Source organism: Variovorax sp. J22G73, assembly GCF_030317035.1.
Classification (GTDB): Bacteria; Pseudomonadota; Gammaproteobacteria; order Burkholderiales; family Burkholderiaceae_C; genus Variovorax.
On record NZ_JASZYK010000008.1, the window covers coordinates 13,405 to 34,536 of the forward strand.

General features: G+C 68.0%; 21 protein-coding genes. 15 read left to right on the forward strand and 6 right to left on the reverse strand.

Annotated elements, in window-relative coordinates:
* Positions 1-84: 84 nt before the first annotated feature.
* From QTI51_RS25390 to QTI51_RS25415, 6 genes are all read left to right on the forward strand, one after another.
* A complete protein-coding gene (locus QTI51_RS25390) occupies positions 85-1,602 on the forward strand; it encodes an amidohydrolase family protein (RefSeq protein WP_286516457.1) in 1,518 nt (505 codons plus the stop codon).
* Positions 1,599-2,696 (forward strand): ABC transporter substrate-binding protein, encoded by a 1,098-nt coding sequence (locus tag QTI51_RS25395; RefSeq protein ID WP_286516458.1) that lies wholly within the window; start codon positions 1,599-1,601, stop codon positions 2,694-2,696. Before QTI51_RS25390 ends, QTI51_RS25395 begins: the two co-directional genes overlap by 4 nt.
* A 217-nt stretch (positions 2,697-2,913) precedes the next feature.
* A complete protein-coding gene (locus QTI51_RS25400) occupies positions 2,914-3,762 on the forward strand; it encodes an ABC transporter permease (protein WP_286516459.1) in 849 nt (282 codons plus the stop codon).
* Positions 3,759-4,586: an ABC transporter permease gene (locus tag QTI51_RS25405; protein WP_286516460.1), complete on the forward strand. Its 828-nt coding sequence runs from the start codon at positions 3,759-3,761 to the stop codon at positions 4,584-4,586. Before QTI51_RS25400 ends, QTI51_RS25405 begins: the two co-directional genes overlap by 4 nt.
* Positions 4,587-4,633: 47 nt before the next feature.
* Positions 4,634-5,527 carry an ABC transporter ATP-binding protein gene (locus QTI51_RS25410; protein WP_286516461.1) on the forward strand — a complete coding sequence of 298 codons (894 nt, stop codon included), beginning with the start codon at positions 4,634-4,636 and terminating at the stop codon, positions 5,525-5,527.
* Positions 5,528-5,571: 44 nt separating this feature from the next.
* On the forward strand, positions 5,572-6,936 hold the full coding sequence (locus tag QTI51_RS25415; protein WP_286516464.1) for an LLM class flavin-dependent oxidoreductase: 1,365 nt from the start codon (positions 5,572-5,574) through the stop codon (positions 6,934-6,936).
* Positions 6,937-6,940: 4 nt separating this feature from the next.
* On the opposite strand, the gene QTI51_RS25420 is transcribed toward QTI51_RS25415, so the two are convergent.
* Positions 6,941-7,843, reverse strand: a complete 903-nt coding sequence (locus QTI51_RS25420; RefSeq protein WP_286516465.1) for a LysR family transcriptional regulator — start codon at positions 7,841-7,843, stop codon at positions 6,941-6,943.
* Positions 7,844-8,003: 160 nt separating this feature from the next.
* On the opposite strand from QTI51_RS25420, the gene QTI51_RS25425 reads away from it, so the two are divergent.
* Complete coding sequence (locus tag QTI51_RS25425; protein ID WP_286516466.1) at positions 8,004-9,062, forward strand: NAD-dependent epimerase/dehydratase family protein; 1,059 nt, start codon at positions 8,004-8,006, stop codon at positions 9,060-9,062.
* Positions 9,063-9,095: 33 nt separating this feature from the next.
* On the opposite strand, the gene QTI51_RS25430 is transcribed toward QTI51_RS25425, so the two are convergent.
* Complete coding sequence (locus QTI51_RS25430; protein ID WP_286516467.1) at positions 9,096-9,740, reverse strand: methionine ABC transporter permease; 645 nt, start codon at positions 9,738-9,740, stop codon at positions 9,096-9,098.
* The gene (locus QTI51_RS25435; RefSeq protein ID WP_286516469.1) at positions 9,727-10,869 is read right to left on the reverse strand and encodes a methionine ABC transporter ATP-binding protein; all 1,143 of its coding nucleotides are present in this window, start codon (positions 10,867-10,869) and stop codon (positions 9,727-9,729) included. Before QTI51_RS25435 ends, QTI51_RS25430 begins: the two co-directional genes overlap by 14 nt.
* Positions 10,870-11,059: 190 nt before the next feature.
* Here QTI51_RS25435 and QTI51_RS25440 point away from each other — a divergent pair, with 190 nt between their 5' ends.
* From QTI51_RS25440 to QTI51_RS25450, 3 genes are read left to right on the forward strand one after another with little or no spacing between them, the layout of a single operon-like run.
* Entirely contained in the window at positions 11,060-11,863 is an 804-nt protein-coding gene (locus tag QTI51_RS25440) for a MetQ/NlpA family ABC transporter substrate-binding protein (RefSeq protein ID WP_286516470.1), read from the forward strand.
* Positions 11,864-11,879: 16 nt separating this feature from the next.
* Positions 11,880-13,052, forward strand: coding sequence for an acyl-CoA dehydrogenase family protein (locus QTI51_RS25445; RefSeq protein ID WP_286516471.1), 1,173 nt, complete (start codon positions 11,880-11,882; stop codon positions 13,050-13,052).
* A gap of 49 nt (positions 13,053-13,101) precedes the next feature.
* On the forward strand, positions 13,102-14,436 hold the full coding sequence (locus QTI51_RS25450; RefSeq protein WP_286516472.1) for an LLM class flavin-dependent oxidoreductase: 1,335 nt from the start codon (positions 13,102-13,104) through the stop codon (positions 14,434-14,436).
* A gap of 26 nt (positions 14,437-14,462) precedes the next feature.
* Here QTI51_RS25450 and QTI51_RS25455 read toward each other — a convergent pair whose 3' ends face one another.
* Positions 14,463-14,738 (reverse strand): LysR family transcriptional regulator, encoded by a 276-nt coding sequence (locus tag QTI51_RS25455; RefSeq protein ID WP_286516473.1) that lies wholly within the window; start codon positions 14,736-14,738, stop codon positions 14,463-14,465.
* A 250-nt stretch (positions 14,739-14,988) separates the two neighbouring features.
* Positions 14,989-15,888 (reverse strand): LysR family transcriptional regulator, encoded by a 900-nt coding sequence (locus QTI51_RS25460; RefSeq protein WP_286516474.1) that lies wholly within the window; start codon positions 15,886-15,888, stop codon positions 14,989-14,991.
* 106 nt (positions 15,889-15,994) lie between these two features.
* On the opposite strand from QTI51_RS25460, the gene QTI51_RS25465 reads away from it, so the two are divergent.
* The 5 genes from QTI51_RS25465 (at position 15,995) to QTI51_RS25485 (ending at position 20,256) form a co-directional block, all read left to right on the forward strand.
* Positions 15,995-16,747: an SDR family NAD(P)-dependent oxidoreductase gene (locus tag QTI51_RS25465; RefSeq protein WP_286516475.1), complete on the forward strand. Its 753-nt coding sequence runs from the start codon at positions 15,995-15,997 to the stop codon at positions 16,745-16,747.
* A gap of 44 nt (positions 16,748-16,791) precedes the next feature.
* On the forward strand, positions 16,792-17,442 hold the full coding sequence (locus tag QTI51_RS25470; RefSeq protein WP_116913748.1) for a hydrolase: 651 nt from the start codon (positions 16,792-16,794) through the stop codon (positions 17,440-17,442).
* A gap of 81 nt (positions 17,443-17,523) precedes the next feature.
* A complete protein-coding gene (locus QTI51_RS25475) occupies positions 17,524-17,913 on the forward strand; it encodes a hypothetical protein (RefSeq protein WP_286516476.1) in 390 nt (129 codons plus the stop codon).
* A 25-nt stretch (positions 17,914-17,938) separates the two neighbouring features.
* Entirely contained in the window at positions 17,939-18,952 is a 1,014-nt protein-coding gene (locus tag QTI51_RS25480; RefSeq protein ID WP_286516477.1) for an alpha/beta fold hydrolase, read from the forward strand.
* Entirely contained in the window at positions 18,949-20,256 is a 1,308-nt protein-coding gene (locus tag QTI51_RS25485) for an epoxide hydrolase family protein (protein ID WP_286516478.1), read from the forward strand. Before QTI51_RS25480 ends, QTI51_RS25485 begins: the two co-directional genes overlap by 4 nt.
* A gap of 70 nt (positions 20,257-20,326) precedes the next feature.
* Here QTI51_RS25485 and QTI51_RS25490 read toward each other — a convergent pair whose 3' ends face one another.
* On the reverse strand, positions 20,327-21,124 hold the full coding sequence (locus QTI51_RS25490; protein ID WP_286516479.1) for an ABC transporter ATP-binding protein: 798 nt from the start codon (positions 21,122-21,124) through the stop codon (positions 20,327-20,329).
* Positions 21,125-21,132 lie beyond the last annotated feature (8 nt).

The window sequence follows — 21,132 nt, forward strand, 5'->3', positions numbered from 1 at the left end:
AAACCCTTCTTTGGCAAGCCAGCGGCCCGCGCGTAGCCTGCGGCGTTCCTTCTTCCACCGCGTCGAACACCAAGGAACCCGCAGATGAACGATCGATTGAACCGCGTGCACGCCTCGCGCTCCGCCGCCGTCAAGGCCGGCCTCGACCATCCCGTGATCGACACGGATGTCCACGTCAACGACTTCGCACCTGTACTTGAAGACTACGTGGCGCAGTACGGCGGCAACAAGCTGGTCGACGCGCTGCGCAAGGCGCTGGGCGGGCGCTTCGTCACGCGCAACGGCGGCGGCAAGGACTGGTACCAGCAAAGCGCCGAGGAGCGACAGTTCCATCGCACGCTGCGCGCGCCCTGGTGGGCCCGCGTGACGCGCAACACCTACGACCTGGCCACCTACACCCTGCCCGCGCTGCTGCACGAGCGCCTGGGCGAGCAGGGCTCGGACTACTCCATTCTTTTCCCCAACGACGTGCTCTCGCCCGCGGCGGCCGGCAGCGAATACCGCCAGCCGCTGCACCGCGCCATCAACCACTTTCACGCCGACCAGTACCGGCCCTACGCCGACCGCCTGACGCCGGTGGCGGGCATTCCGCTGCACACGCCGCAAGAAGGCATCGAGGAGCTGGAGTTCGCGGTGAAGACGCTGGGGCTGAAGGTGATCAACATCGCCGGCGGCGTGCGCCGGCCCATTCGCGCCATTGCCGAGAAGTACCCGGCCGCCGAGCACCCCGACATCGCGAAGCAGGTGGGCTACATCGACTTCTACGGCATCGACAGCGAGCACGACTACGACCCCTTCTGGGCCAAGGTGGTGGAGCTGGGCGTGCCGGTGACCACGCACTACGGCAGCCAGGGCTGGACCGGGCGGCAGTCGACCAGCAACTACATGAACAACCACATCGGCCACTTCGCCGACGGTTCGCAGGCCTTCGCCAAGGCGCTGTTCTTCGGCGGCGTGACGCGACGCTTTCCGGGCCTGCGCGTGGGCCTGCTCGAAGGCGGGGCCGATTGGGGGTCGCACGTGTACACGCACCTGGTCGACCGCTGGGAAAAGCGCAACAGGCACGCGGTGCGCAACTACGACCCGGCCGAGGCCGACATCGAGCTGCTGGCCTCGCTCTTCGAGCAGTACGGCGGCGACTTCGTCAAGGGCCGCACGCTCGACAAGACCACGCTGCTGCGTGACAGCCTGGGCATTTCGGCGTTGCCGCACAGCCGCGAGCCGAACGAATCCGAGATCGACGACTTCGCGCTCGCGGGCATCGAGAAGGTCGAAGACATTCGCGACCGCTGGGTGAACAACTTCTACTTCGGCTCCGAGGCCGACGACCGCACCGTGGCCGCCGCCTTCAACACGCGGGTGAACCCGCTGGGCGTGAAGATCAACGCCATCTGGTCTTCGGACGTGGGCCATTGGGACGTGCCCGAGTTCACCGAGCCCCTCGCCGAAACCTGGGACCTGGTGCAGCAGGGCGTGATCTCGGCGGAAGACTTCAAGGCCTTCGTCTTCGGCAACCCCCACCGCTTCTACACCGAGGCCAACCCGCGCTTCTTCGAAGGCACCGAGGTCGGCCGCAAGCTGGCGCTGAAGGAAGCGAAATGAACGGCACCACACGGTTCGCGCGCTGGACCGCGACGCTCGCACTGGCCCTTGCCGCAACGGCCCTAGCCGCGTCGGCCCATGCGGCGCCCGACACCATCCGCATCGGCGTGGCCTCGGCCGGCGGCGGCGACCCGGTCACCTTCGGCGGCTCGCCCGGCGGCGTGGCGCGCAGCAACAACTGGCTGGAGGACGAGTTCAAGGCCTCGGGCATCAAGGTCGAGTGGCTGTTCTTCAAGGGCGCTGGGCCGGCGGTGAACGAGGCGCTGTCGAACAAGCAGATCGACTTCGCCTACCAGGGCGACCTGCCGCAGATCGTCGGGCGCTCCAACGGGCTGAAGACCAAGCTGCTGATGGTGAGCGGCGCGCGCAACAACCTGTACCTGGTGACGCCGCCCAAGTCGGACATCGCATCGGTGAAGGACCTGAAGGGCCGCAACGTGTCGATCTTTCGCGGCACCAACGGCCACCTGGTGGCCATCAACGTGCTGGCCGAGGCGGGCCTGGCCGAGCGCGACGTGAAGGGTGTGAACCTGGACGCGGGCAGCGCGCAGGCAGCGCTGGTGTCCAACGGCGTGGACGCGGCCTTCGGTGGCTACGAGTGGTTCAAGGTGCGCGATTCGGGGCTGGCCAAGGTGGTCTATTCCACGCAGGGCAAGAACCCGGCGCTCACGCGCCAGGCCTCGCTGCTGGTGCGCAGCGAGTTCGAGCAAGCGAACCCGGCCGAGGTGCAGCGCGTGGTCGATGTGTTCGTGCGCGCGGCGCACTGGTCGTCGGAGGAGAAAAACCGCGACGAGCTGTTCCGCATCTGGGCGCGCAGCGGCACGCCGGTGGCCTCGTGGGCGGCCGAGTTCGACCAGCAGCCGCTGGCCGTGCGCAATTCGCCGCTGGTCGACGAGTTCATCGTGGCGCGCTACAAGGCCGTGGTGGCCGATGCGCTGAAGCTCAAGCTGATACGGCGCGAAGTGACGGTGGACGACTGGTTCGATACGCGGTACTTGAAGGCGGCGTTGAAGAAGCAGGGGTTGGAGAACTACTGGACGGCGTTCGATGCCAAGGGGCAGGCGAAAACGGGCCAGTCGGTCGCGGCGAAATGAGCGCGTTGTTGCTTGGTCCTCTCAAGCTCGGGCGCGGCGACTCGCGTTGTCCCCTCTCCCGCTCGCGGGAGAGGGCTAGGGTGAGGGCCGGGGCCTTCGCACAAGCACCGCGTTCGCACATGTCGCTGACCCTCACCCCAGCCCTCTCCCGCGAGCGGGAGAGGGAGCAAGACCGCGCGTTGTCTCCGTCCCACTCGCCGCGAAGGGAGCAAGACACATGAGCGCCGAAGCCGAACTGTCCGCCGTCCTCGAGCGCGACAACGCCCCACCCACACGCCCCCCGCTGCCCTGGCGCCGCATCGCCGCCCGCACCGTCGACACCGCCCTCCCCTGGCTCCTTCCCCTCGCCCTCGTCGCCCTGTGGTTCACCGGCGCCGAGCAAGGCTGGATTTCCCCGCAGGTCTTGCCCCCGCCGCAGTTCGTGTGGGAAACCCTGCGCGACCTCGCGCTCAACGGCGACCTCTGGCTGCACGTGAGCACCAGTTTCACGCGCGTGGGCGTGGGCTTTGCCATCGGCACTTCGCTGGGCCTGCTGCTGGGCTCGGCCATGGGCCTGTCGCGCAGCATCGAGGCCTACGTGCTGCCCAGCTTCAACGCGCTGGTGCAGATACCGGTGCTGGCCTGGCTGCCCTTCGTGCTGCTGATCGTGGGCATCGGCGAGCCGCTGAAGTACATCCTGATCGCCAAGGCCGCGATGGTGCCGGTGGCGCTCAACACGCTGCAGGGCTTTCGCCAGACGCCGTCGGCGCTGCGCGAAGTGGGCCAGGTGTATGGCTACAGCCGTCGCCAGCAGGTGCTGGAAATCGTGCTGCCGCATGCGGTGCCCACGCTTTTCACGGGCGTGCGGCTGGGCTTCACCAAGGCCTGGCTGTCGCTGGTGGTGGTGGAGCTGGTGGCGTCCAGCGAAGGGCTGGGCTACCTCATCGTGTACGGCCGGCAGCTGTTCCAGCTCGACCTGGTGATGGCGGCGGTGATCGTGGTGGGGGCCATCGGCTATGCCATCGACCGGCTGCTCGACCGCCTCGAGGCGGTGGCGAACCGGCACCGGCCCGGAGGTGCGCGATGAGCGGCACCCCACGCGTTAGCGCAAGAGACGCCGCCGAGCTCGCCGCGGTGCAACCGCTGCGCCCGGCCGACAGCAGCCGCTGGCGCGGCTTCGTGCTGCCGGTGGCGGCCATTGCGCTGTGGTGGCTGCTGTCGTCGCTGGACATCGCCAACTCGGCGCTGCTGGTGTCGCCGGCCAAGGTGTTCGACACCGCCGTCGACCAGGTCGTGACCGGGCGGCTCTGGCGTGCGCTGAGCGCCAGCCTGCTGCGCGAGGCCACGGGCTTCACCATCGGCACGCTGGCGGGCCTGCTGCTGGGGGCGCTGCTGGGCCTGTCGCCGCTGTTCAACCGCGTCGTGGGCCCGAGCTTCAACACCTTCAAGCAGATCTCGCTGTTCGCGTGGATTCCGCTCATCTCTGTGTGGTTCGGGCTGGGCGACGTGGCCAAGGTGGTGTTCCTGTCGCTGGCCGCGCTGGTGCCGGTGGTGGTGAACACCTGCGACGGCATCCGCACCGTGCCGCCCGGGCTGCTGGAAGTGGCGCGGGTGTACGGCTTCACGCGCTGGCAGACCGTCACGCAGGTGGTGCTGCCGGCGGCGCTGCCGGCCATCTTCACGGGCGTGTACCTGGCGCTGATCTATTCGTGGCTCGCGACCATCGGCGCCGAATACCTGCTGGTGGCCGGCAAGGGCATCGGCAACACGCTGATCGAGGGCAGCGAGCATTTCCAGATGGACCTGGTGATCTTCGGCATGGTCGTGATCGGCACCGTCGGCTGGCTGATGAACGCCGCCGCACGCGCGCTGGAGCGCCGGCTGGCGCGCTGGACCGGCCGCGCGAACTGAAACAACACATCCCTGGCATCCCCCAAACGGTCACCCACGGTCACCCCATGAGCACTCCCCTGAACCCCCCGGCCTCCAACGAGCTCGACATTCGCGGCCTCGGCAAGCGCTACACCCACGCACAGGCCACCAGCGGCGAGATCCAGGTGCTCGAAGGCATCGACCTGCACGTGCCCGAAGGCCGCTTCGTGAGCATCGTGGGCGCGAGCGGCTGCGGCAAGTCGACGCTGCTGCGGCTCATCCTCGGGCTGGACACGCAGTACGAAGGCCGGATACTGCTCGGCGGCCAGCCCATCTCGGGCACGGGGCGCGAGCGCGGCATCGTGTTCCAGGACCACCGGCTGTTCCCCTGGCTCACGGTGGCGCAAAACATCGCGGTGGGCCTGCGCAACGCGCCGTACACCGCGCGCGAAAAGGCCGAGCTCGTGGCCGAGCACGTGGCGCTGGTGGGCCTCGAAGGCTTCGAGCGCTCGTGGCCGCACCAGATTTCCGGCGGCATGGCGCAGCGCGTGGCCATCGCGCGCGGTCTGGTCAACCGGCCGCGCGTGCTGCTGCTGGACGAGCCCTTCGGCGCGCTCGACGCGCTCACGCGCTCGCGGCTGCAGAACGAGCTGCAGCGCATCTGGCAGAAAGAACGCATCACCATGCTGCTGGTGACGCACGATGTGGAAGAAGCCGTGTTCCTGGGCGACCGCGTGGTGGTGATGCAGCCATCACCCGGGCGCATCCGCCGCACGGTGGACGTCGACCTGCCGCACCCGCGCAACCGCAGCGACCCCGAGTTCATTCGCCTGCGCGACGACGTGCTGGGTGACTTCATCGACAGCGGGGCCGACGCGCAGCCTGCACGACATTCGCCCCCTTCGCCACCGCACAAGCCCCAAGGCGGGTTGCCGGTGCCGGTGCCGGGCCTGCCCGCCGGTCTCCAGCTCGCGTGGTGAGCGACACCTTCTCCTAGTCTTTTCTTTCTTCAGGACCGACCGCCATGACCCAACGCAAGGGCCCCTTCAGCCTGGGCGCCTTTCTCTATCCCAGCGGCCACCACATCGCCGCCTGGCGCCACCCCGACTCGAAGGCCGACGCGGGCATCGACTTTCATCACTACGTCGAGCTTGCGCGCGCGGCCGAGGCCGCGAAGTTCGACCTGGTGTTCCTGGCCGACGGCGTGGGCACGCGCGGCACCGACGTCGACTTTCTGAGCCGCACCGCGCACAGCTACCAGGCGCAGTTCGAGCCGATCACGCTGCTGTCGGCGCTGGCCGCGGTCACGCAGCGCATCGGCCTGGTGGCCACCGCCTCGACCAGCTTCAACGAGCCGTACCACGTGGCGCGCAAGTTCGCGTCGCTGGACCACATCTCGGCCGGGCGCGCGGGCTGGAACCTGGTGACCTCGTCGAGCGAGCACGAGGCGCGCAACTTCAACCGCGACACGCACTTTGCGCACGCAGACCGCTACGAGCGCGCCGGCGAGTTCGCCGACGTGGTCACCGGCCTGTGGAACAGCTGGGAAGACGACGCCTTCCAGCGCGACAAGGCCTCGGGCCGCTTCTACGACCCGGCCAAGCGGCATGTGCTCGATCACAAGGGCAAGCACTTTTCGGTGCAGGGGCCGCTGAACGTGTCGCGCCCGCCGCAGGGCCACCCGGTCGTGGTGCAAGCGGGCTCTTCAGAAGCGGGCAAGGAGCTGGCCGCGCGCACGGCCGAAGCCGTGTTCACCGCGCAGCAGACGCTGGAAGACGCCGTGGCGTTCTACGCCGACCTCAAGGGCCGGCTCCACAAGCACGGCCGCGCGCCGGACGACCTGAAAATCCTGCCGGGCGTGTTTCCGGTGGTGGGCCGCAGCGAGAGCGAGGCGAAGGAGAAGTTCGAGCAACTGCAGTCGCTGATCGACCCCGTGGTCGGCCTGGCGCTGGTCTCGGGGCTGACGGGCGGCTTCGACCTGTCGGAGTACCCGCTGGACGGGCCCATTCCGCAGCTGCCCGACACCAACGCGAGCAAGAGCCGCCAGCAGCTGATGATCGACCTGGCGCGGCGCGAGAACCTCACCATTCGGCAGCTCTACCAGCGCGTGGCCGGCGCGCGCGGCCACTGGCAACTGGTGGGCACGGCCGAGCAGATCGCCGACCAGCTCGAAGAGCGCTTCGTGCACCACGGCGCCGACGGCTACAACATCATGGCGCCCACGCTGCCCGGCGGGCTCACCGACTTCATTGCGCTGGTGCTGCCCGAGCTGCGCCGGCGCGGGCTGTTTCGCACTGAATACGAAGGCCGCACGCTGCGCGAGCACCTGGGGTTGAAGAGACCGGCGCATCCGGCGGCAGCGGCAGCGGCAGCGGCGGCGGGCCGCTGAGGTCTCAGCGTGCGGAGGGCGTCAGCTCGCGCACCAGGTCAACGAACGCGCGCAGGCCGGCGGGCACGTGCCGGTGGCCGGAGTAGTACAGGCTCAGGCCCGGTGAAGGCGGTGTCCAGTCTTGCAGCACGCGCACCAGCCGCCCTGAAGCCAGGTGGTCGGCCACCGCCCAGTCGGGCACGTAGCCGATGCCCAAGCCGTTGACCGCGGCACGCACGATCAGCGTCTGGTTGTCGAGCGTGAGCGCGCCGGGCACCTCCACCTCGAAGACCTCCCCGTTCCTTTCGAACTCCCAGCGGTAGAGGGCCCCCGCGGCGAGCCGCGCGCGAATGCAGCTGTGCGCGGCCAGGTCGTCCGGATGCGCAGGCCGCGAACGCCCCTCGAAGTACGCGGGCGAGGCCACCACCGCGTGGCGCAACGGGGGGCTGCAGGCCACGGCGATCATGTCCTGCGGCACGTTTTCGGTGAAGCGGATGCCGGCGTCGAAGCCCGCCTTCACGATGTCGACCAACCGCCCTTCGGTCACGAGCTCCACCGCCATGTCGGGGTAGCGCCGCAGGAACTCCCCCACCACGGGCACCAGCACCAGGCGCGCCGCGCCCTCCGAGGTGTTGATGCGCAGCGTGCCCACGGGCTTCCCGCGAAAGGCGTTGGTCGCGTCCATGGCCGCGGCCAGCTGCCGCAGCGCGGGGCGCACCCTGTCGAGGAAGTCTTCTCCGGCCTGCGTCAGCGCCACGCTGCGCGTGGTGCGGTGGAACAGCCGCACGCCCATCTGCGCTTCGAGCCCTGCGACCGACTGGCTCAACGCCGAGGGCGAGACACCCAGCTCGGCCGCCGCCTTGCGAAAGCTGCGGTGCGCCGCCACGGCCACCACGCCATCGAGTTCAGACAGGCCGTTTCGCTTCATGCACGCTCCATTGTTCTGCTTGGCTTATCAAGCTGTGCCGAATTATGGGTCTAGTCGAATCAATGAGGCCCGCCTAGAGTCCGCTCCATCGACATGGAACGCTCGTTTGCACGGGCGAAGGAGCTGAAGAAATGACCACCTTCGACAAGGAACAACTCTCATGAACCCGGGTGACTTGTGCCTGGTGACCGGCGTAAGCGGCTACCTGGCTTCATGGATTGCCAAGGACCTGCTCGCGCGCGGCTTTCGCGTGCGCGGCACCGTCCGCTCGCTGGCGGACACAGAGCGCTCCGCGACCCTGGCGCGGCTGCTCCCCGGCATCGAGCTGGTGGCGGCCGACCTGCGGCAAGAAGACGGGTGGACGCAGGCCGTGGCCGGGTGTGCCTGGGTCTTTCACGTGGCGAGCCCGCAGGCGGTCAAGGCGGAGCGGCAACGCACCGCCGGCGCGCTGAGCGGCACCCGCCACCTGCTGAACGCCGCGTTCGCGGAGCCCTCGGTGCGCAAGGTCGTGGTGACCAGCTCGGAGGCCGCCATTGCCTACGGGCACCCGCGCAGCCAGCGCAGCGTGAGCGAAGACGACTGGACCGACCTGTCGCAGGTGGGCGCCGGCGCGGACTACTTTCGCAGCAAGACGCTGGCCGAGCGCCTGGCCTGGGAGCTGGCCGCCGACGCCCGCGTCAACCCGCGGAAGGTGCCCCTGGCCACGGTCAACCCCTGTTTGATCCTCGGGCCCTCGCTCGTGCCTTGGGGGCGCTTCAGCCTGCAGTTGCTGAGCGACATCGCCACCGGAAAAATGCCGCTGCTGGTGGACATGACCGTTCACATGGTCGACGTGCGCGACTGCGCGCGCATGCACGTCGCGGTGATGGCCGACGCGTCCACCGACGGCAGGCGCCAGTTCTCGTTTGCCACGCAGGCCAGCTTCGCGGACCTCACGCGCAGCGTGGCGCGGCAGTTTGGCCCGCTGGGCTTTCGCCCACGGGCACGGGTGGCGCCGCAGTGGCTGGCCTGGCTGCTGTCGAAGCTGTCGCCGGCCATGCGAAGCATCTACAGCCATGTGGGCAACCCGATCCGCTACGAAGCGAAGAACCCTGGCGTCTATCGCTACGAGCATCGCGACGCGGACGCCATCGTCAAGGCCAGCTTCGAGAGCATCCTGGCGCACCGCTGGCTTGCCGCGAAGGCCAGCGCACAGGCCGTCGGGCACCCGGGGCGCTGAGCGCGCGGCGGCGGCTGGCTCGCTTCGGTGAGTTCAGCGCGTTAACCGCCGCGCCAGCGACTCCCCCACGAACTGCACCAGGCTCACCAGCAGGATCAGCAGCACGATCACCATCAGCATCACGCTGGTGTCGAAGCGCTGGTAGCCGTAGCGGATCGCCAGGTCGCCCAGGCCGCCCGCGCCCAGCGCGCCGGCCATGGCCGACGAGCCGATCATCGCCACCACGGTGAGCGTGAAGCCCGCGATGAGCCCGGGCAGCGCCTCGGGCAGCAGCACGTGGCGCACGATGTCGCGGCGGTGGCAGCCCATGGCCTGCGCGGCCTCGACCAGGCCCTTGTCCACGCTGCGCAGGCTCACCTCCGACACCCGCGCGAAGAACGGCGCCGAGGCCACCGTGAGCGGCACCGCCGCCGCCCACACGCCGATGGTGGTGCCCACCACCAGCCGCGTGAACGGAATGAGCGCCACCATCAGGATGATGAAAGGCGTCGAGCGGAACATGTTGATGACCGCGCCCAGTACGCGGTTCAGCCGCGCGGCCTCGTAGATGCCGCCGGGCGCCGTCGTGACCAGCAGCACGGCCAGCGGCAGGCCGATGAACAGCACGATGAGCGCCGAGACCGACACCATCGTCAAGGTTTCGCCGATGGCGGCGATGAACAGGTCAAGCAGCGCCATCGCGCACCCCCAGTATTTCGATGCGGTTCGCCACGCCGCGAACGGCTTCGCGCACGGCGGCCACGTCGGGCAAGGCGGTGCTCACGGCCACCAGCAAGCGGCCTTGCGGGCGCGACTGGATGCGGTCGATGCCGCCGTGCAGCAGCTGCACGCCGCCCTGCAGCACCTGCGCGAGCCGGCCCAGGTCGGGCTCCTGGCGAGATTCACCGGTGAAGTTCAACGCCAGTAAAAGGCTGCGCGCGGGCGACAGCCGCGTCGCGTCGTCGACCTTGCCCAGCCCTTCGAGCAGCTCCTGCGGCACGTCGTGCAGCAGCGGGCGCAGCAGCGCGCGCGTGGCCTCGCTGCGCGGGTCGCCGAACACGCGCCACACCTCGCCCAGCTCGACCACGCGGCCCTTTTCCAGCACGGCCACGCGGTCGCAGATCTCGCGGATCACGGCCATCTCGTGCGTGATGAGCACGATGGTCAGGCCCAGCCGGCGGTTGATGTCGCGCAGCAGCGCGAGGATGGACTGCGTGGTCTCGGGGTCGAGTGCCGAGGTGGCCTCGTCGCACAGCAGCAGCTCGGGGTCGTGCACCAGCGCGCGCGCAATGCCCACGCGCTGCTTCTGGCCGCCCGAGAGCTTGCCGGGGTACACGTCTTTCTTGTCGCCCAGGCCCACCAGGTCGAGCAGGTGCGCCACCTTCTTGGCCACCTCGTGCGGAGACAGTTTGGCCACCTGCAGCGGCAGCGCCACGTTCTGCCACACCGTCTTGGAAGACAGCAGGTTGAAGTGCTGGAAGATCATGCCGGTGCGACGGCGCAGTTGCACCAGCTCGCGCTCGGCCAGCGTGTTCACGTCGATGCCCTGCACCAGCACGCGGCCCGCGCTCGGGCGCTCCAGCCGGTTGATGGTGCGCAGCAGCGTCGACTTGCCCGCGCCACTGCGCCCGATGATGCCGAAGACCTCACCGTGCTCGACGCGCAGGTCGATGTCCTGCAGCGCGGTGACCACGGTGCCTGTGGCGCCCTGGTACTGCTTGCCGAGCCGCTCGAAGACGAGCGGGGGCGCCAGTGCCTCAAACGGGTCAAGTGGCTCAAGTGAATCGGATGGCTCGGCCACCCGGTGAATGTCCGACAGGTCTGTCATGCGATGCGGCTCTTTCTGCCAAGCCGGAACCGGCTGAAAGGGTACGGATGCTATCGGCCGCACCGCCTGCGGCCAAATCGTTTTCGCGCATATGCAAAGCCGAAATGCGTCGATTGGCCCGGGCGCGCGCAGCCTTAGATTCATGGGCTTCCTTCTCTTCCCTCCCCTTCTCCGGGGACTCCCGAGCGCAATGAAAATCGCACATCTGCTGGCGGCCTGCGTGGCCGCTTTTTCTTTGGCCCACGCCGCCCATGCACAAGACAAGACCACCATCAAGCTGGGCATCAGCGGCGGCGTGATGGAAGAGGTGGTGCAGGCCGTGCAGAAGGCCGCCGCGCGCGAAGGGCTCAAGGTGCAGCCGGTGGTCTTCAGCGGCCACATCAACGCCAACGGCCCGCTGAACGACGGCGACATCGACGCCAACGCCTTCCAGCACCAGCCCTACCTCAACGGTCAGATCAAGGCCTTCGGCTACAAGCTGGTGCCGGTGGGCAAGACGCTGAGCGCGCCACTGGGCATCTACTCCACGCGCTACAAGTCGCTGGCCGCGCTGCCCGACAAGGCCGTCATCGGCATTCCCGGCGACGACACCAACCGCAACCGCGCGCTGCTCATCCTGCAGCACTACGGCGTCATCAAGCTGCGCCCCACGCTCGACGTGAGCAAGGGCGAGAACGCCAGCCTGCTCGACGTGGTCGAGAACCCGAAGAAGGTGCAGATCAAGGAAATCGATTCGCTCATCCTCGCGCGCTCGCTGGCCGACGTGGACGCAGGCGCCGTCATCACCGCGCAGGCCTCGCAGGCCGGCCTGCTGGTGGCGCGCGACGCCATCGCGGCCGAGCCGCCCGGCGGCCCGTACGCCAACGTGATCGCCGTGCAGGAAAAGAACCGCGACCAGCCCTGGGTGCCGAAGCTGGTGCGGGCGTTTCAGTCGGACGAGGTGCGCCAGCTGCTGGAGACCAAGTTCAAGGGCACGCTGCTGCCGGCCTTCTGACGCAGGGGCCGTTCACATGACGCTCCCTTCGCAACACCCAGGCCACGACGAATGGGTGGCGCGCGCCCGCGCGCTGGCGGCCGAACTCGCCAGCACCGTGGTGGCGCGCGAGCGTGCCAACACGCCGCCGCTCGCGCAGATCGAGTTGCTGAAAGCACAAGGCTTCAGCACGCTGCTGGTTCCGCGCGAATTCGGCGGCGGCGGCGCGCGCTGGCTCACGGCGCTGGAGGTGGTGCGCGAGCTGTGCGCGGCCGACGGCTCGCTCGGCGTGCTGCTGGGCTACCACCTCATCAGCACCGCCAACATGCGCCTGCCCGAGCGCGCGCGGCAGATCGTCGAGCACAAGCTGTGGGTGGCCGGCCTGGCCAACTCGCGCGACGACGACATCGACTTCGTGCCAACGCCCGATGGCAGCTGGCGGCTGTCGGGCCGCAAGACCTTCTGCACCGGCGCGCGCTTCGCAGACCGGCTGGTGGCCTACGGCCGCGCGCCCGACGGGCAGACGCTCACCGCCTGGCTGCCCGCCGACCGCGCGGGCATTTCCTTCGGTGACGACTGGGACCACCTGGGCCTGGGCCGTACCGAGAGCGGCAGCTTCACGCTCACCGACGTGGTCGCGCAGGCGCACGAGGTCGGCCCGGTGAAGGTCTACGACGACACCGACTTCGGCGCCAGCCTGCGCACGCCGCTCGTGCACTCGATGTTCGCGAACTACTACGTGGGCTTCGCACTGGGCGCATTGCGCACCGCGCGCGACTACGTGCAGACCACCACCCGCGCATGGCACCTGTCGCCGGCCGAGAAGGCATCGCAAGACCCGCTGGTCATCTCGCAGTTCGGCGAGCTGTGGATCGCGCTGCAGGCCGCCATCGCCTTCACCGACCGCGCCGCCGGCAAGGTGCAGGCGCTGATCGACGCCGGCCCCGAGCACTGGACACCCGCGCAGCGCGGAGAGGCCGCCATCGACGTGGCCGCGGCGCGCACGCATGCGATTCGCACCGGGCTGGACGTGACCACGCGCATCTTCGACAGCACGGGCGCGCGCGCCACCTCCAACCGCAATTTGTTCGACCGCTTCTGGCGCGACCTGCGCATTCACAGCCTGCACGACCCCGTGGCCTACAAGGTGCTGGAGGTGGGCGAGTACGCGCTGAACGGGCGGCATCCGCGGGTGCTGCCGTACACCTGAGCGCCGCGCCGCGCCTGCGCTCCGGCCTTCAACTTTCTCTCGGTTCTTCATGTCTTCACCGTCCCGCATTGCGCTGGCCGCCTACCTCGTGGGCACCGGCATGCACATCGCCTCGTGGCGCCAGCCGGCTGCACAGGCCGACGCCAGCATCGACCTCGACTTCTACCGCCGCCTCGTGCGCACCGCCGAGCGCGGCTGCTTCGACATGGCCTTCCTGGCCGACAGCCTGGCCATCAACGAGGCCTCGCACCCGAACATCCTGAACCGCTTCGAGCCGATCACGCTGGTGTCGGCGCTGGCCGGCGCCAGCGAGCGCATCGGGCTGGTGGCCACCGCATCCACGTCTTACAGCGAGCCATTCAACCTCGCGCGGCAGTTCATGTCGGCCGACCACATCAGCGGCGGGCGGGTGGGCTGGAACATCGTCACCACGCGCGACCTGTCGGGCAACACCGCGCGCAATTTCAACGGCACCGACCACCTGGAGCTGGGCCTGCGCTACCGCCGCGCCGGCGAGTTCGTGCGCGTGGTGCGCGGCCTGTGGGACTCGTGGGAAGACGACGCCTTCGTGCGCGACAAGGCCAGCGGCCGCTTCTTCGACCCCGCCAAGCTGCACCGCATCGGGCACACCGGCGAGTTCTTCTCGGTGGAAGGGCCGCTGAACATCGCGCGCTCACCGCAGGGGCAGCCCGTGCTCGTGCAGGCGGGCTCGTCGAACGAAGGGCAGTCGTTTGCGGCGGGCGCGGCCGAGGTGATTTTCGTGATCCAGAAGAACCTGGAGGCGGGGCAGGCGTTCTACCGTGCGTTCAAGCAGAAGGTGGCCGAGGCCGGGCGCGACCCGGCGCAGGTGCGCGTGCTGCAGGGCATCTCGCCACTGCTCGCGCCCACGCGGGAGGCCGCGGCGGAAAAGCTCGCGGCGCTCGAGTCGTTGATCACGCGCGAGCAGGCGCTGCAGTTCCTGTCGGACTACTTCGGCGGCCACGACTTCGCAGACGCCACGCTCGATGCACGCGCAGTGGACCTGGGCCTGCACGAATCGACCCACGCGCGCGCCGACTTCCGGCGCTTTCGCGCGCTGGTGGCGCAGCAGAACCCGACGCTGCGCGCGCTGTATTCGATGCTCACGGGCTCGATGGACCTGTCGGACTTCATCGGCACGCCGCAGAAGGTGGCCGACTCGCTGGAGCGCTGGGTGGACGCGGGCGCGGCCGACGGCTTCATCCTGATGGCGCCCTCGCTGCCCGACGGGCTCGAAGACTTCGTCGACCAGGTGGTGCCGCTGCTGCAGGTGCGCGGGCGTGTGCGCACGGCGTACGAAGGCCGCACGCTGCGCGAGCACCTGGGCTTGCAGCGGCCGGTGCATGCCGCGATCGAGGCGCGATGAGGGTGTGATGAGGGGGCGCTGGCCGGTCAGCGGGCCGATGCGCCGTGCGCGTCGAGTTCGGACTGGATGCGCCTCGCAAGGTCGACCAGCGCCACGCTGCGCTTGAGCAGATGACGGCCCGCGTCGGTGACCAGCACCGTGCGCGTGCTGCGCTGCAGGAGCTGCACGCCGACCTGCGTCTCGAGCTCGGTGATGTACTTGCTGACGGTGGACTTCGACAAATCCATCGCGGATGCGGCGCGTGTGAGGTTGCCGTGGCGCGCTACCTCGCGCAGGGCCTCGACGAGTTCAATGCTGAACACGGCGCGAGATCGGTGAAGGTTGCGGGGAAAGCAGGGGCGCGCTGCGTGGCGCCGGCTGGGCGATGAGAGACAAGGGATGCAAGGGGACGACCGCGAGAAACGAAAGCACACGACGATAGGGCGCGCCGCGCGTGGCGTGAACGAATCAATACGTGCTTGCTTATGTGAGTGCGGCCGCGAGCCGCAGTCGGCGCCCATCCTGCTGTCCGTCCGTGTCAGCAACCATCTCCTGCTCGGCCGAAAGAAATTTCTACAAGGCGTTCTCAGGAAACGCGGACACCAGGTGGTCGATGAAAGCGCGAACGGACAGCGGCAGCCCGCGCCGTGTCGTGAACACGAGGTGAACCGTTCCCTCGAGCCCGCGCCATTGCGGAAACACTCTGACCAGGCGTCCATCGTCGAGCAAGTCCCTGCAGGTGTGGTCGGGCAGGAAGGCGACCCCCAGGCCCGCGACCGCCGCATGTCGAACGGCTGAAAAATCGGCGCAGGCCAGCCGCGGTTCGATCTGGATCTTGCGCACCTCGCCAGCGGGGCCCTCCAGGCGCCACGAGACCTCGCCGGCGGTATCGTTGGTGCTGAGGGTGGACGTTGCAGCGAGCGACTCGATGTCCGGCCCGACCGCACGCGCTGTTCGCGGGCTTGCGACCAGGATGCGGCGCGACAGGCCGAGCGTTCGCATGATCAGCCCGGAGTCGCTGGTGAGGTCGATGCGAACCCTCAGGGCCAGGTCGATGCCTTCCTGCACCAGATCGACGGCCCGATCGACCGCCAACACCTGCAACCGTATCTTGGGATAGCGCTCCAGGAAGGCGGGCAGCGAGGGAGACAACAGGTCCAGCAGCCCCGTGGGACAACTGAACCTGATGCGACCTTGCGGCTCGACCCGGGTTTCGGCGACCAGCGCCTGCGCATCGCCAGCTTCGCGGGTGATGTTCCTGCAGTGCTCATAAAACGCCTCGCCCACCTCCGTGACCCGGAAGCTGCGCGACGTTCTCTCGAGCAGTCGCACCCCCAGCCGTGTTTCCAGGGCAGAAATCCGGCGGCTCAGCTTGGACTTCGGCTCCTGCAGGGCCCTGCCCGCCGCGGCGAATCCGCGTTGCTCCACCACCTGGGCGAAGTAGTAGAGGTCGTTCAGATCGAGTGTGTTCATCGTTCTTTTCATGGAACGCTGGAGGCCAAATTTGGCGTCTTTTGCTTGGATCGTTCCGTTTATACACTCGCCAGACATTGATCGAAGCAACACAGGAGAACCAGTCATGAGCGCAAGATTCGAGGGCAAAGTGGTGGTGGTCACGGGTGGAACGAGCGGCATCGGCCTGGCCACCGCACGCGAGTTCGCGAGCGAGGGCGCGTCCGTCTTTATCACCGGCCGACGCCAGGACGCGCTGGACGCCGCCGTCAAGGACATCGGCGGCAAGGTGACCGGCGTGCGCGCCGATGCTTCCAGCCTGGAAGACCTGGACCGCCTGTACGACGCGATCCAGAAGCGCCACAGTCACATCGACGTGGTCTTTGCAAACGCCGGCGGCGGCGAGTTCGCGCCCCTGGGCGCCATCACCGAAGCGCACTTCGACACGACCTTTGCCACCAACGTCAAAGGCGTTCTGTTTACCGTTCAAAAGGCGTTGCCTCTCCTGCGCGACGGCGGCTCCATCGTGCTGACGTCGTCCACCACCAGCGTCAGCGGCACGCCGGCCTTCAGCGTCTACAGCGCCACCAAGGCCGCCGTTCGAAACTTCGCGCGCAACTGGATGCTCGATCTGAAGGAGCGCCGCATTCGCGTGAACGCCATCAGCCCCGGGCTCACCGACACCGACGGTCTCAACGCCCTGTTCGGCGGCGGCGACCAGGCGGAAAGCGTCAAGAAGAACCTGACGGACCTGATCCCCGCCGGCCGGGTGGGCCAACCGGTGGAAATCGCCCGGGCGGTGTTGTTTCTCGCGTCCGACGACGCCAGCTTCATCAACGGCATCGAGCTCTTCGTCGACGGCGGACAGACCCAGATCTGATTCACCGCAGCCGCCCACCTCGCCAACCCGCAAGGAGAACGACTTTGCCTCTCACCGCCGGACTCGACGCGCTGCTCACCCCCGAAGAATCGGTGCTGCTGCTGATCGACCACCAGCCCTTTCAATTCAGCAACCTGCACAGCCACGAGCCGACGATGGTGATCAACAACGTCGTCGGGCTGGCAAAAACCGCCAAGGTGTTCGGGGTGCCGACCATCTTGACGACGGTTCTTGCAGCGCGTGGTGGTCTTCTGATTCCAGCCCTTCAGGCCGTCTTTCCGGAGCAGCCGCCGATAGACCGCACGTTCATCAACACCTGGGAAGACCAACGGGTGGTCGAGGCCGTGAAGAAAACGGGGCGCAAGAAGTTGATCGTCGCGGCGCTCTGGACAGAGGTTTGCCTCGCCATGCCGACGATCCACGCGCTCGGCGAGGGCTGGGACGTGACCATCGTCACCGACGCTTCTGGCGGCGTCAGCCGCGAGGCGCACGAGATGGCGGTCCACAGGATGATCCGCGCGGGCGCCAACCCCATGACCTGGCTGGCCATCGTCTCCGAATGGCAGCGCGACTGGGCCCGTACGCAGCACCTCGAACCACTGTCGACGGTGCTGGCCGAGCACGCCGGGGGAACGGGCGTGGCGCTGGCGTGGGAGGCCCAGTTGCTGTCGGCGCCGCGCGAGACCCCGGCCTGAAAAAGACACCACACGACGCCATACGACGCCATACGACGCAACCCGCTGTCATCAACAGTCCGGACCATGGAGCGACCGATCATGCAACCCACCCCGAACGCCCCCGAAGCCGTCGACTTCGACGACCTGATGCGCGCCAACATCGCGCAAGTCTTCAACGAGCGAAACCCGCAGAAGCGCCTGGCTGCGCTGGACGCCTTGTGGTCGGCCCAGCCCGTGCTCTACGAACACGACGCAGCAATTGCCGGCGCCGAGGAAATCTCGGCGAATCTGACGGCCTTGCAGGCGCGCCTGCCCGCTGGAACAACGTTCACGCCGGTCGGCAAAGCCATCGGCCACCACGCGAGCGCCATCCTGAAGTGGCAGGCAAGCGTTCCCGGACAGCAGGCGCACACCACGGGAACGGACGTCGCGTTTTTCGAGAACGGTCGGGTTCACCGTCTCTACGTCTTCCTGGACCCCCGCTCCTGAGCGCTCGCGTTCGGACCGAACCCCAATGAAACTTCAAACCATTGCCAGTTTCGTGGTCGTGCTACTTGTTGCCGCAAGCTCCGCGCTGGCGGCTCCTGCAACGGCGCAGGCCGCCCCCGCCATGGCGGGCGTGGCGCGCACGGCGATTTCCGATGCCGCCCTGGTCCGGTCGTTGCCCGGCTTCAGGCAGGGTGTCGCGAATGTCAACGGCATCGCCATCCACTACGTCATCGGCGGCAACGGAGACCCGCTGGTATTGCTCCCCGGCTGGCCTCAGACCTGGTGGGAGTACCACAAGGTCATGCCGGAACTCGCGAAGACACACCGCGTGATTTCGGTGGACCTGCGCGGAATGGGTGCGTCGAGCAAGCCGACGGACGGCTACGACAAGAAGACGATGGCCTCGGACGTCGCGGCGCTCGTTCGTCACCTCGAATTTGCCCAGGTCGACATCGTCGGCCACGACATCGGCTCGATGGTCGCCTACGCGTTCGCGGCGAACCATCCCGAGCTGACCCGGCGCATGGTGATGATGGACGTTCCACACCCCGACCCGCAGCTGGCGACATGGCCCTTGTTGCCGGCGGTCGGCCAGTTCTCGGACAAGGTGGGCGACGGCAGCAACGCCTATCCGTGGTGGTTTGCGTACCACCAGGTCAAGGGGCTGCCGGAGAAGCTCGCGGCCGACGGTCGCATCCGCCTCGAGCAGGACTGGTTCTTTCACTACCTGACGAAAGACGAGCGGCAGATCGACGAGCGCTCGCGCCGGGTGTACGCCCGCGCCTATCGCAGCGCGGATTCGCTGCGCGCCGGCAACGCCTGGTACCAGGCGTTTGCCCAGGACATCGCCGACTACGGGACATACGGAAACCTCGAGATGCCCGTGCTCGCGCTGGGCGGGCCGGGATTCAACTGGCTGAAGGCCACGCTGACCCCCAAGGTGCCGAACCTGACCCTCGTTCGGGTCGATTCCGGGCACTTCATTCCTGAAGAAGCTCCGAAGGTTCTGCTTCAACACCTTGGCACATTCCTGAAATGAGCATCGGGCACGTCATGAATTTTCCCGCTCTCGAAGAAAACCTGGTCTCGCGCCGAAACCTGCTGGGCCTGGCACTCGCGACAAGCGCCCTGTCCGCCGGACCGACCGCCATGGCGGCGGAGCAATCGCCGGCATCCCTCGAGTTACCGGCCGCGGACAGGTCGGTCACGCCGTTCAAGGTCCGGATACCCCAAGCCGCGCTGGACGATCTTCGCCAGCGGCTGCGATCCACGCGGTTCCCCGACAAGGAAACGGTCGGCGACTGGACCCAGGGCGTGCCGCTCGAAAAGGCGCAGGCACTCGTGGCCTATTGGAGGGACCGCTACGACTGGCGTCGGTTCGAACGCCAGGTCAATGCGTATCCACAGTTCCGAACCGAAATAGATGGCCTCGGCGTCCATTTCATTCACGTGAAGTCGCGCGAACGCAATGCCATGCCCATCATCCTGACCCACGGCTGGCCGGGATCGATCGTGGAGTTCATGAAGGTGATCGAGCCTTTGACGAACCCGACAGCCCACGGTGGAACGGCCGCCGATGCTTTCGACGTGGTCATTCCGTCGCAGCCCGGCTTCGGGTTCTCCGACAAGCCGTCGGCCACCGGCTGGACCGTGCTGAAGACGGCGCAGGCATGGGGAACGCTGATGACGCGGCTCGGCTACACCCGCTGGGTTGCGCAGGGAGGCGACTGGGGTTCAGGCGTGACGCACGCGCTGGGCCATGTCCGGCCTCCGGGGCTCATCGCGGCGCACGTCAACTGGCCGCTGGTGTTTCCCGAGAAGTTTCCCGACAACCCTTCGCCAGAAGAAAAGCGTGCAATGGAAGCGGCGCAGCGCTTCGGCGACGACCAGAGCGGCTACTTCAAGCAGCAGGCCACCCGGCCTCAGACCATCGGCTACGCCCTGGCGGACTCCCCCGTCGGCCAGGCGATGTGGATCTACGAGAAATTCCAGGCATGGACAGACAACAAGGGCCGCGCTGAAGACGCGCTCACCATCGATGAAATGCTCGACAACATCACCCTGTACTGGTTGACGGACACGGCAGCCTCGTCCGCGCGCATCTACTGGGAGAACGCACGCAACGGCGGCGGGTTCAACGCGGGACGCATCGAGTTGCCGATGGCCGCGACTGTCTTTCCGAACGAGATCTATCGCGCGCCGAAGCGTTGGGCCGAAGCGCACTGGCCCAACCTCTTCTACTGGAACGAGGTGGACCGTGGCGGCCACTTCGCGGCGTTCGAACAGCCGCAGCTTTTTGCCGACGAACTCCGCAAGGCGTTCCGTTCGTTGCGCCAGGCCTGAAACAGGCGTCCGACATCACGCCAGGGCCGGGCGTCTGCAATCGGCTCCGAAAGAATGCGGCCGCACATCCTCACTGAAACTCGACAGCAGACTGCTGCGCGGCCCCCCGGACACCGTCGCCGCCATCCATTCCCTGAATGGCCCAATACACCTGCGCCTCGATCTCGATCAACGCCTTCTGCCCCCGCACCCTCGCCCGCGGCACCGCCACGTCGAAGATGCGGTGAATGCGCCCCGGCCGCGGCGACATCAGCACCACGCGGTCAGCAAGGAACACCGCCTCCCCGACGTCGTGGGTGACGAAGACGATGGTGCGCCGCTCGCGCTCCCACAGGCGCAGCAGGTCTTCCTGCAGCGCGATGCGCGTGAGGTGGTCGACCGCGCCGAAGGGCTCGTCCATCAGCAGCACCTCGGGGTCGTTGGCCAGCGCGCGCGCAATGCCCGCGCGCTGGCGCATGCCGCCCGAGAGCTGGTGCGGGTAGGCGTCTTCGAAGCCGGCCAACCCCACGCGCGCCAGGCTGGCGGCAGCACGCTCCCGGCGCTCGCGCCGGCCCAGGCCCCGCAGCTCGGGGCCGAAGCCCACGTTCTGCGCAATGGTGCGCCACGGGAACAACGCCGGGTCCTGGAACACCAGGCCGCGGCGCGGGTCGGGCCCAGTGATGGGCTGGCCGTCGAACAGCGCGGTGCCGGTGCTCGCGCGCTCCAGCCCCGCGAGGATGTCGAGCAACGTGCTCTTGCCACAACCGCTCGCGCCCAGCAGGCAGACGAACTCGCCGGCGCGCACCCGCAGGCTCACTCCCTGCAGCGCGGTGATCGGCACCGCACCCGCGAAGGTCTTGCCCAGCGATTCGAGAACGAACTCCGTCATGGCATACC

Coding starts and splice junctions, on each gene's coding strand:
- QTI51_RS25390 (WP_286516457.1), top strand. CDS start 85: ATGAACGATCGATTGAACCGCGTGCACGCCTCGCGCTCCGCCGCCGTC.
- QTI51_RS25395 (WP_286516458.1), top strand. CDS start 1,599: ATGAACGGCACCACACGGTTCGCGCGCTGGACCGCGACGCTCGCACTG.
- QTI51_RS25400 (WP_286516459.1), top strand. CDS start 2,914: ATGAGCGCCGAAGCCGAACTGTCCGCCGTCCTCGAGCGCGACAACGCC.
- QTI51_RS25405 (WP_286516460.1), top strand. CDS start 3,759: ATGAGCGGCACCCCACGCGTTAGCGCAAGAGACGCCGCCGAGCTCGCC.
- QTI51_RS25410 (WP_286516461.1), top strand. CDS start 4,634: ATGAGCACTCCCCTGAACCCCCCGGCCTCCAACGAGCTCGACATTCGC.
- QTI51_RS25415 (WP_286516464.1), top strand. CDS start 5,572: ATGACCCAACGCAAGGGCCCCTTCAGCCTGGGCGCCTTTCTCTATCCC.
- QTI51_RS25420 (WP_286516465.1), bottom strand. CDS start 7,843: ATGAAGCGAAACGGCCTGTCTGAACTCGATGGCGTGGTGGCCGTGGCG.
- QTI51_RS25425 (WP_286516466.1), top strand. CDS start 8,004: ATGAACCCGGGTGACTTGTGCCTGGTGACCGGCGTAAGCGGCTACCTG.
- QTI51_RS25430 (WP_286516467.1), bottom strand. CDS start 9,740: ATGGCGCTGCTTGACCTGTTCATCGCCGCCATCGGCGAAACCTTGACG.
- QTI51_RS25435 (WP_286516469.1), bottom strand. CDS start 10,869: ATGACAGACCTGTCGGACATTCACCGGGTGGCCGAGCCATCCGATTCA.
- QTI51_RS25440 (WP_286516470.1), top strand. CDS start 11,060: ATGAAAATCGCACATCTGCTGGCGGCCTGCGTGGCCGCTTTTTCTTTG.
- QTI51_RS25445 (WP_286516471.1), top strand. CDS start 11,880: ATGACGCTCCCTTCGCAACACCCAGGCCACGACGAATGGGTGGCGCGC.
- QTI51_RS25450 (WP_286516472.1), top strand. CDS start 13,102: ATGTCTTCACCGTCCCGCATTGCGCTGGCCGCCTACCTCGTGGGCACC.
- QTI51_RS25460 (WP_286516474.1), bottom strand. CDS start 15,888: ATGAACACACTCGATCTGAACGACCTCTACTACTTCGCCCAGGTGGTG.
- QTI51_RS25465 (WP_286516475.1), top strand. CDS start 15,995: ATGAGCGCAAGATTCGAGGGCAAAGTGGTGGTGGTCACGGGTGGAACG.
- QTI51_RS25475 (WP_286516476.1), top strand. CDS start 17,524: ATGCAACCCACCCCGAACGCCCCCGAAGCCGTCGACTTCGACGACCTG.
- QTI51_RS25480 (WP_286516477.1), top strand. CDS start 17,939: ATGAAACTTCAAACCATTGCCAGTTTCGTGGTCGTGCTACTTGTTGCC.
- QTI51_RS25485 (WP_286516478.1), top strand. CDS start 18,949: ATGAGCATCGGGCACGTCATGAATTTTCCCGCTCTCGAAGAAAACCTG.
- QTI51_RS25490 (WP_286516479.1), bottom strand. CDS start 21,124: ATGACGGAGTTCGTTCTCGAATCGCTGGGCAAGACCTTCGCGGGTGCG.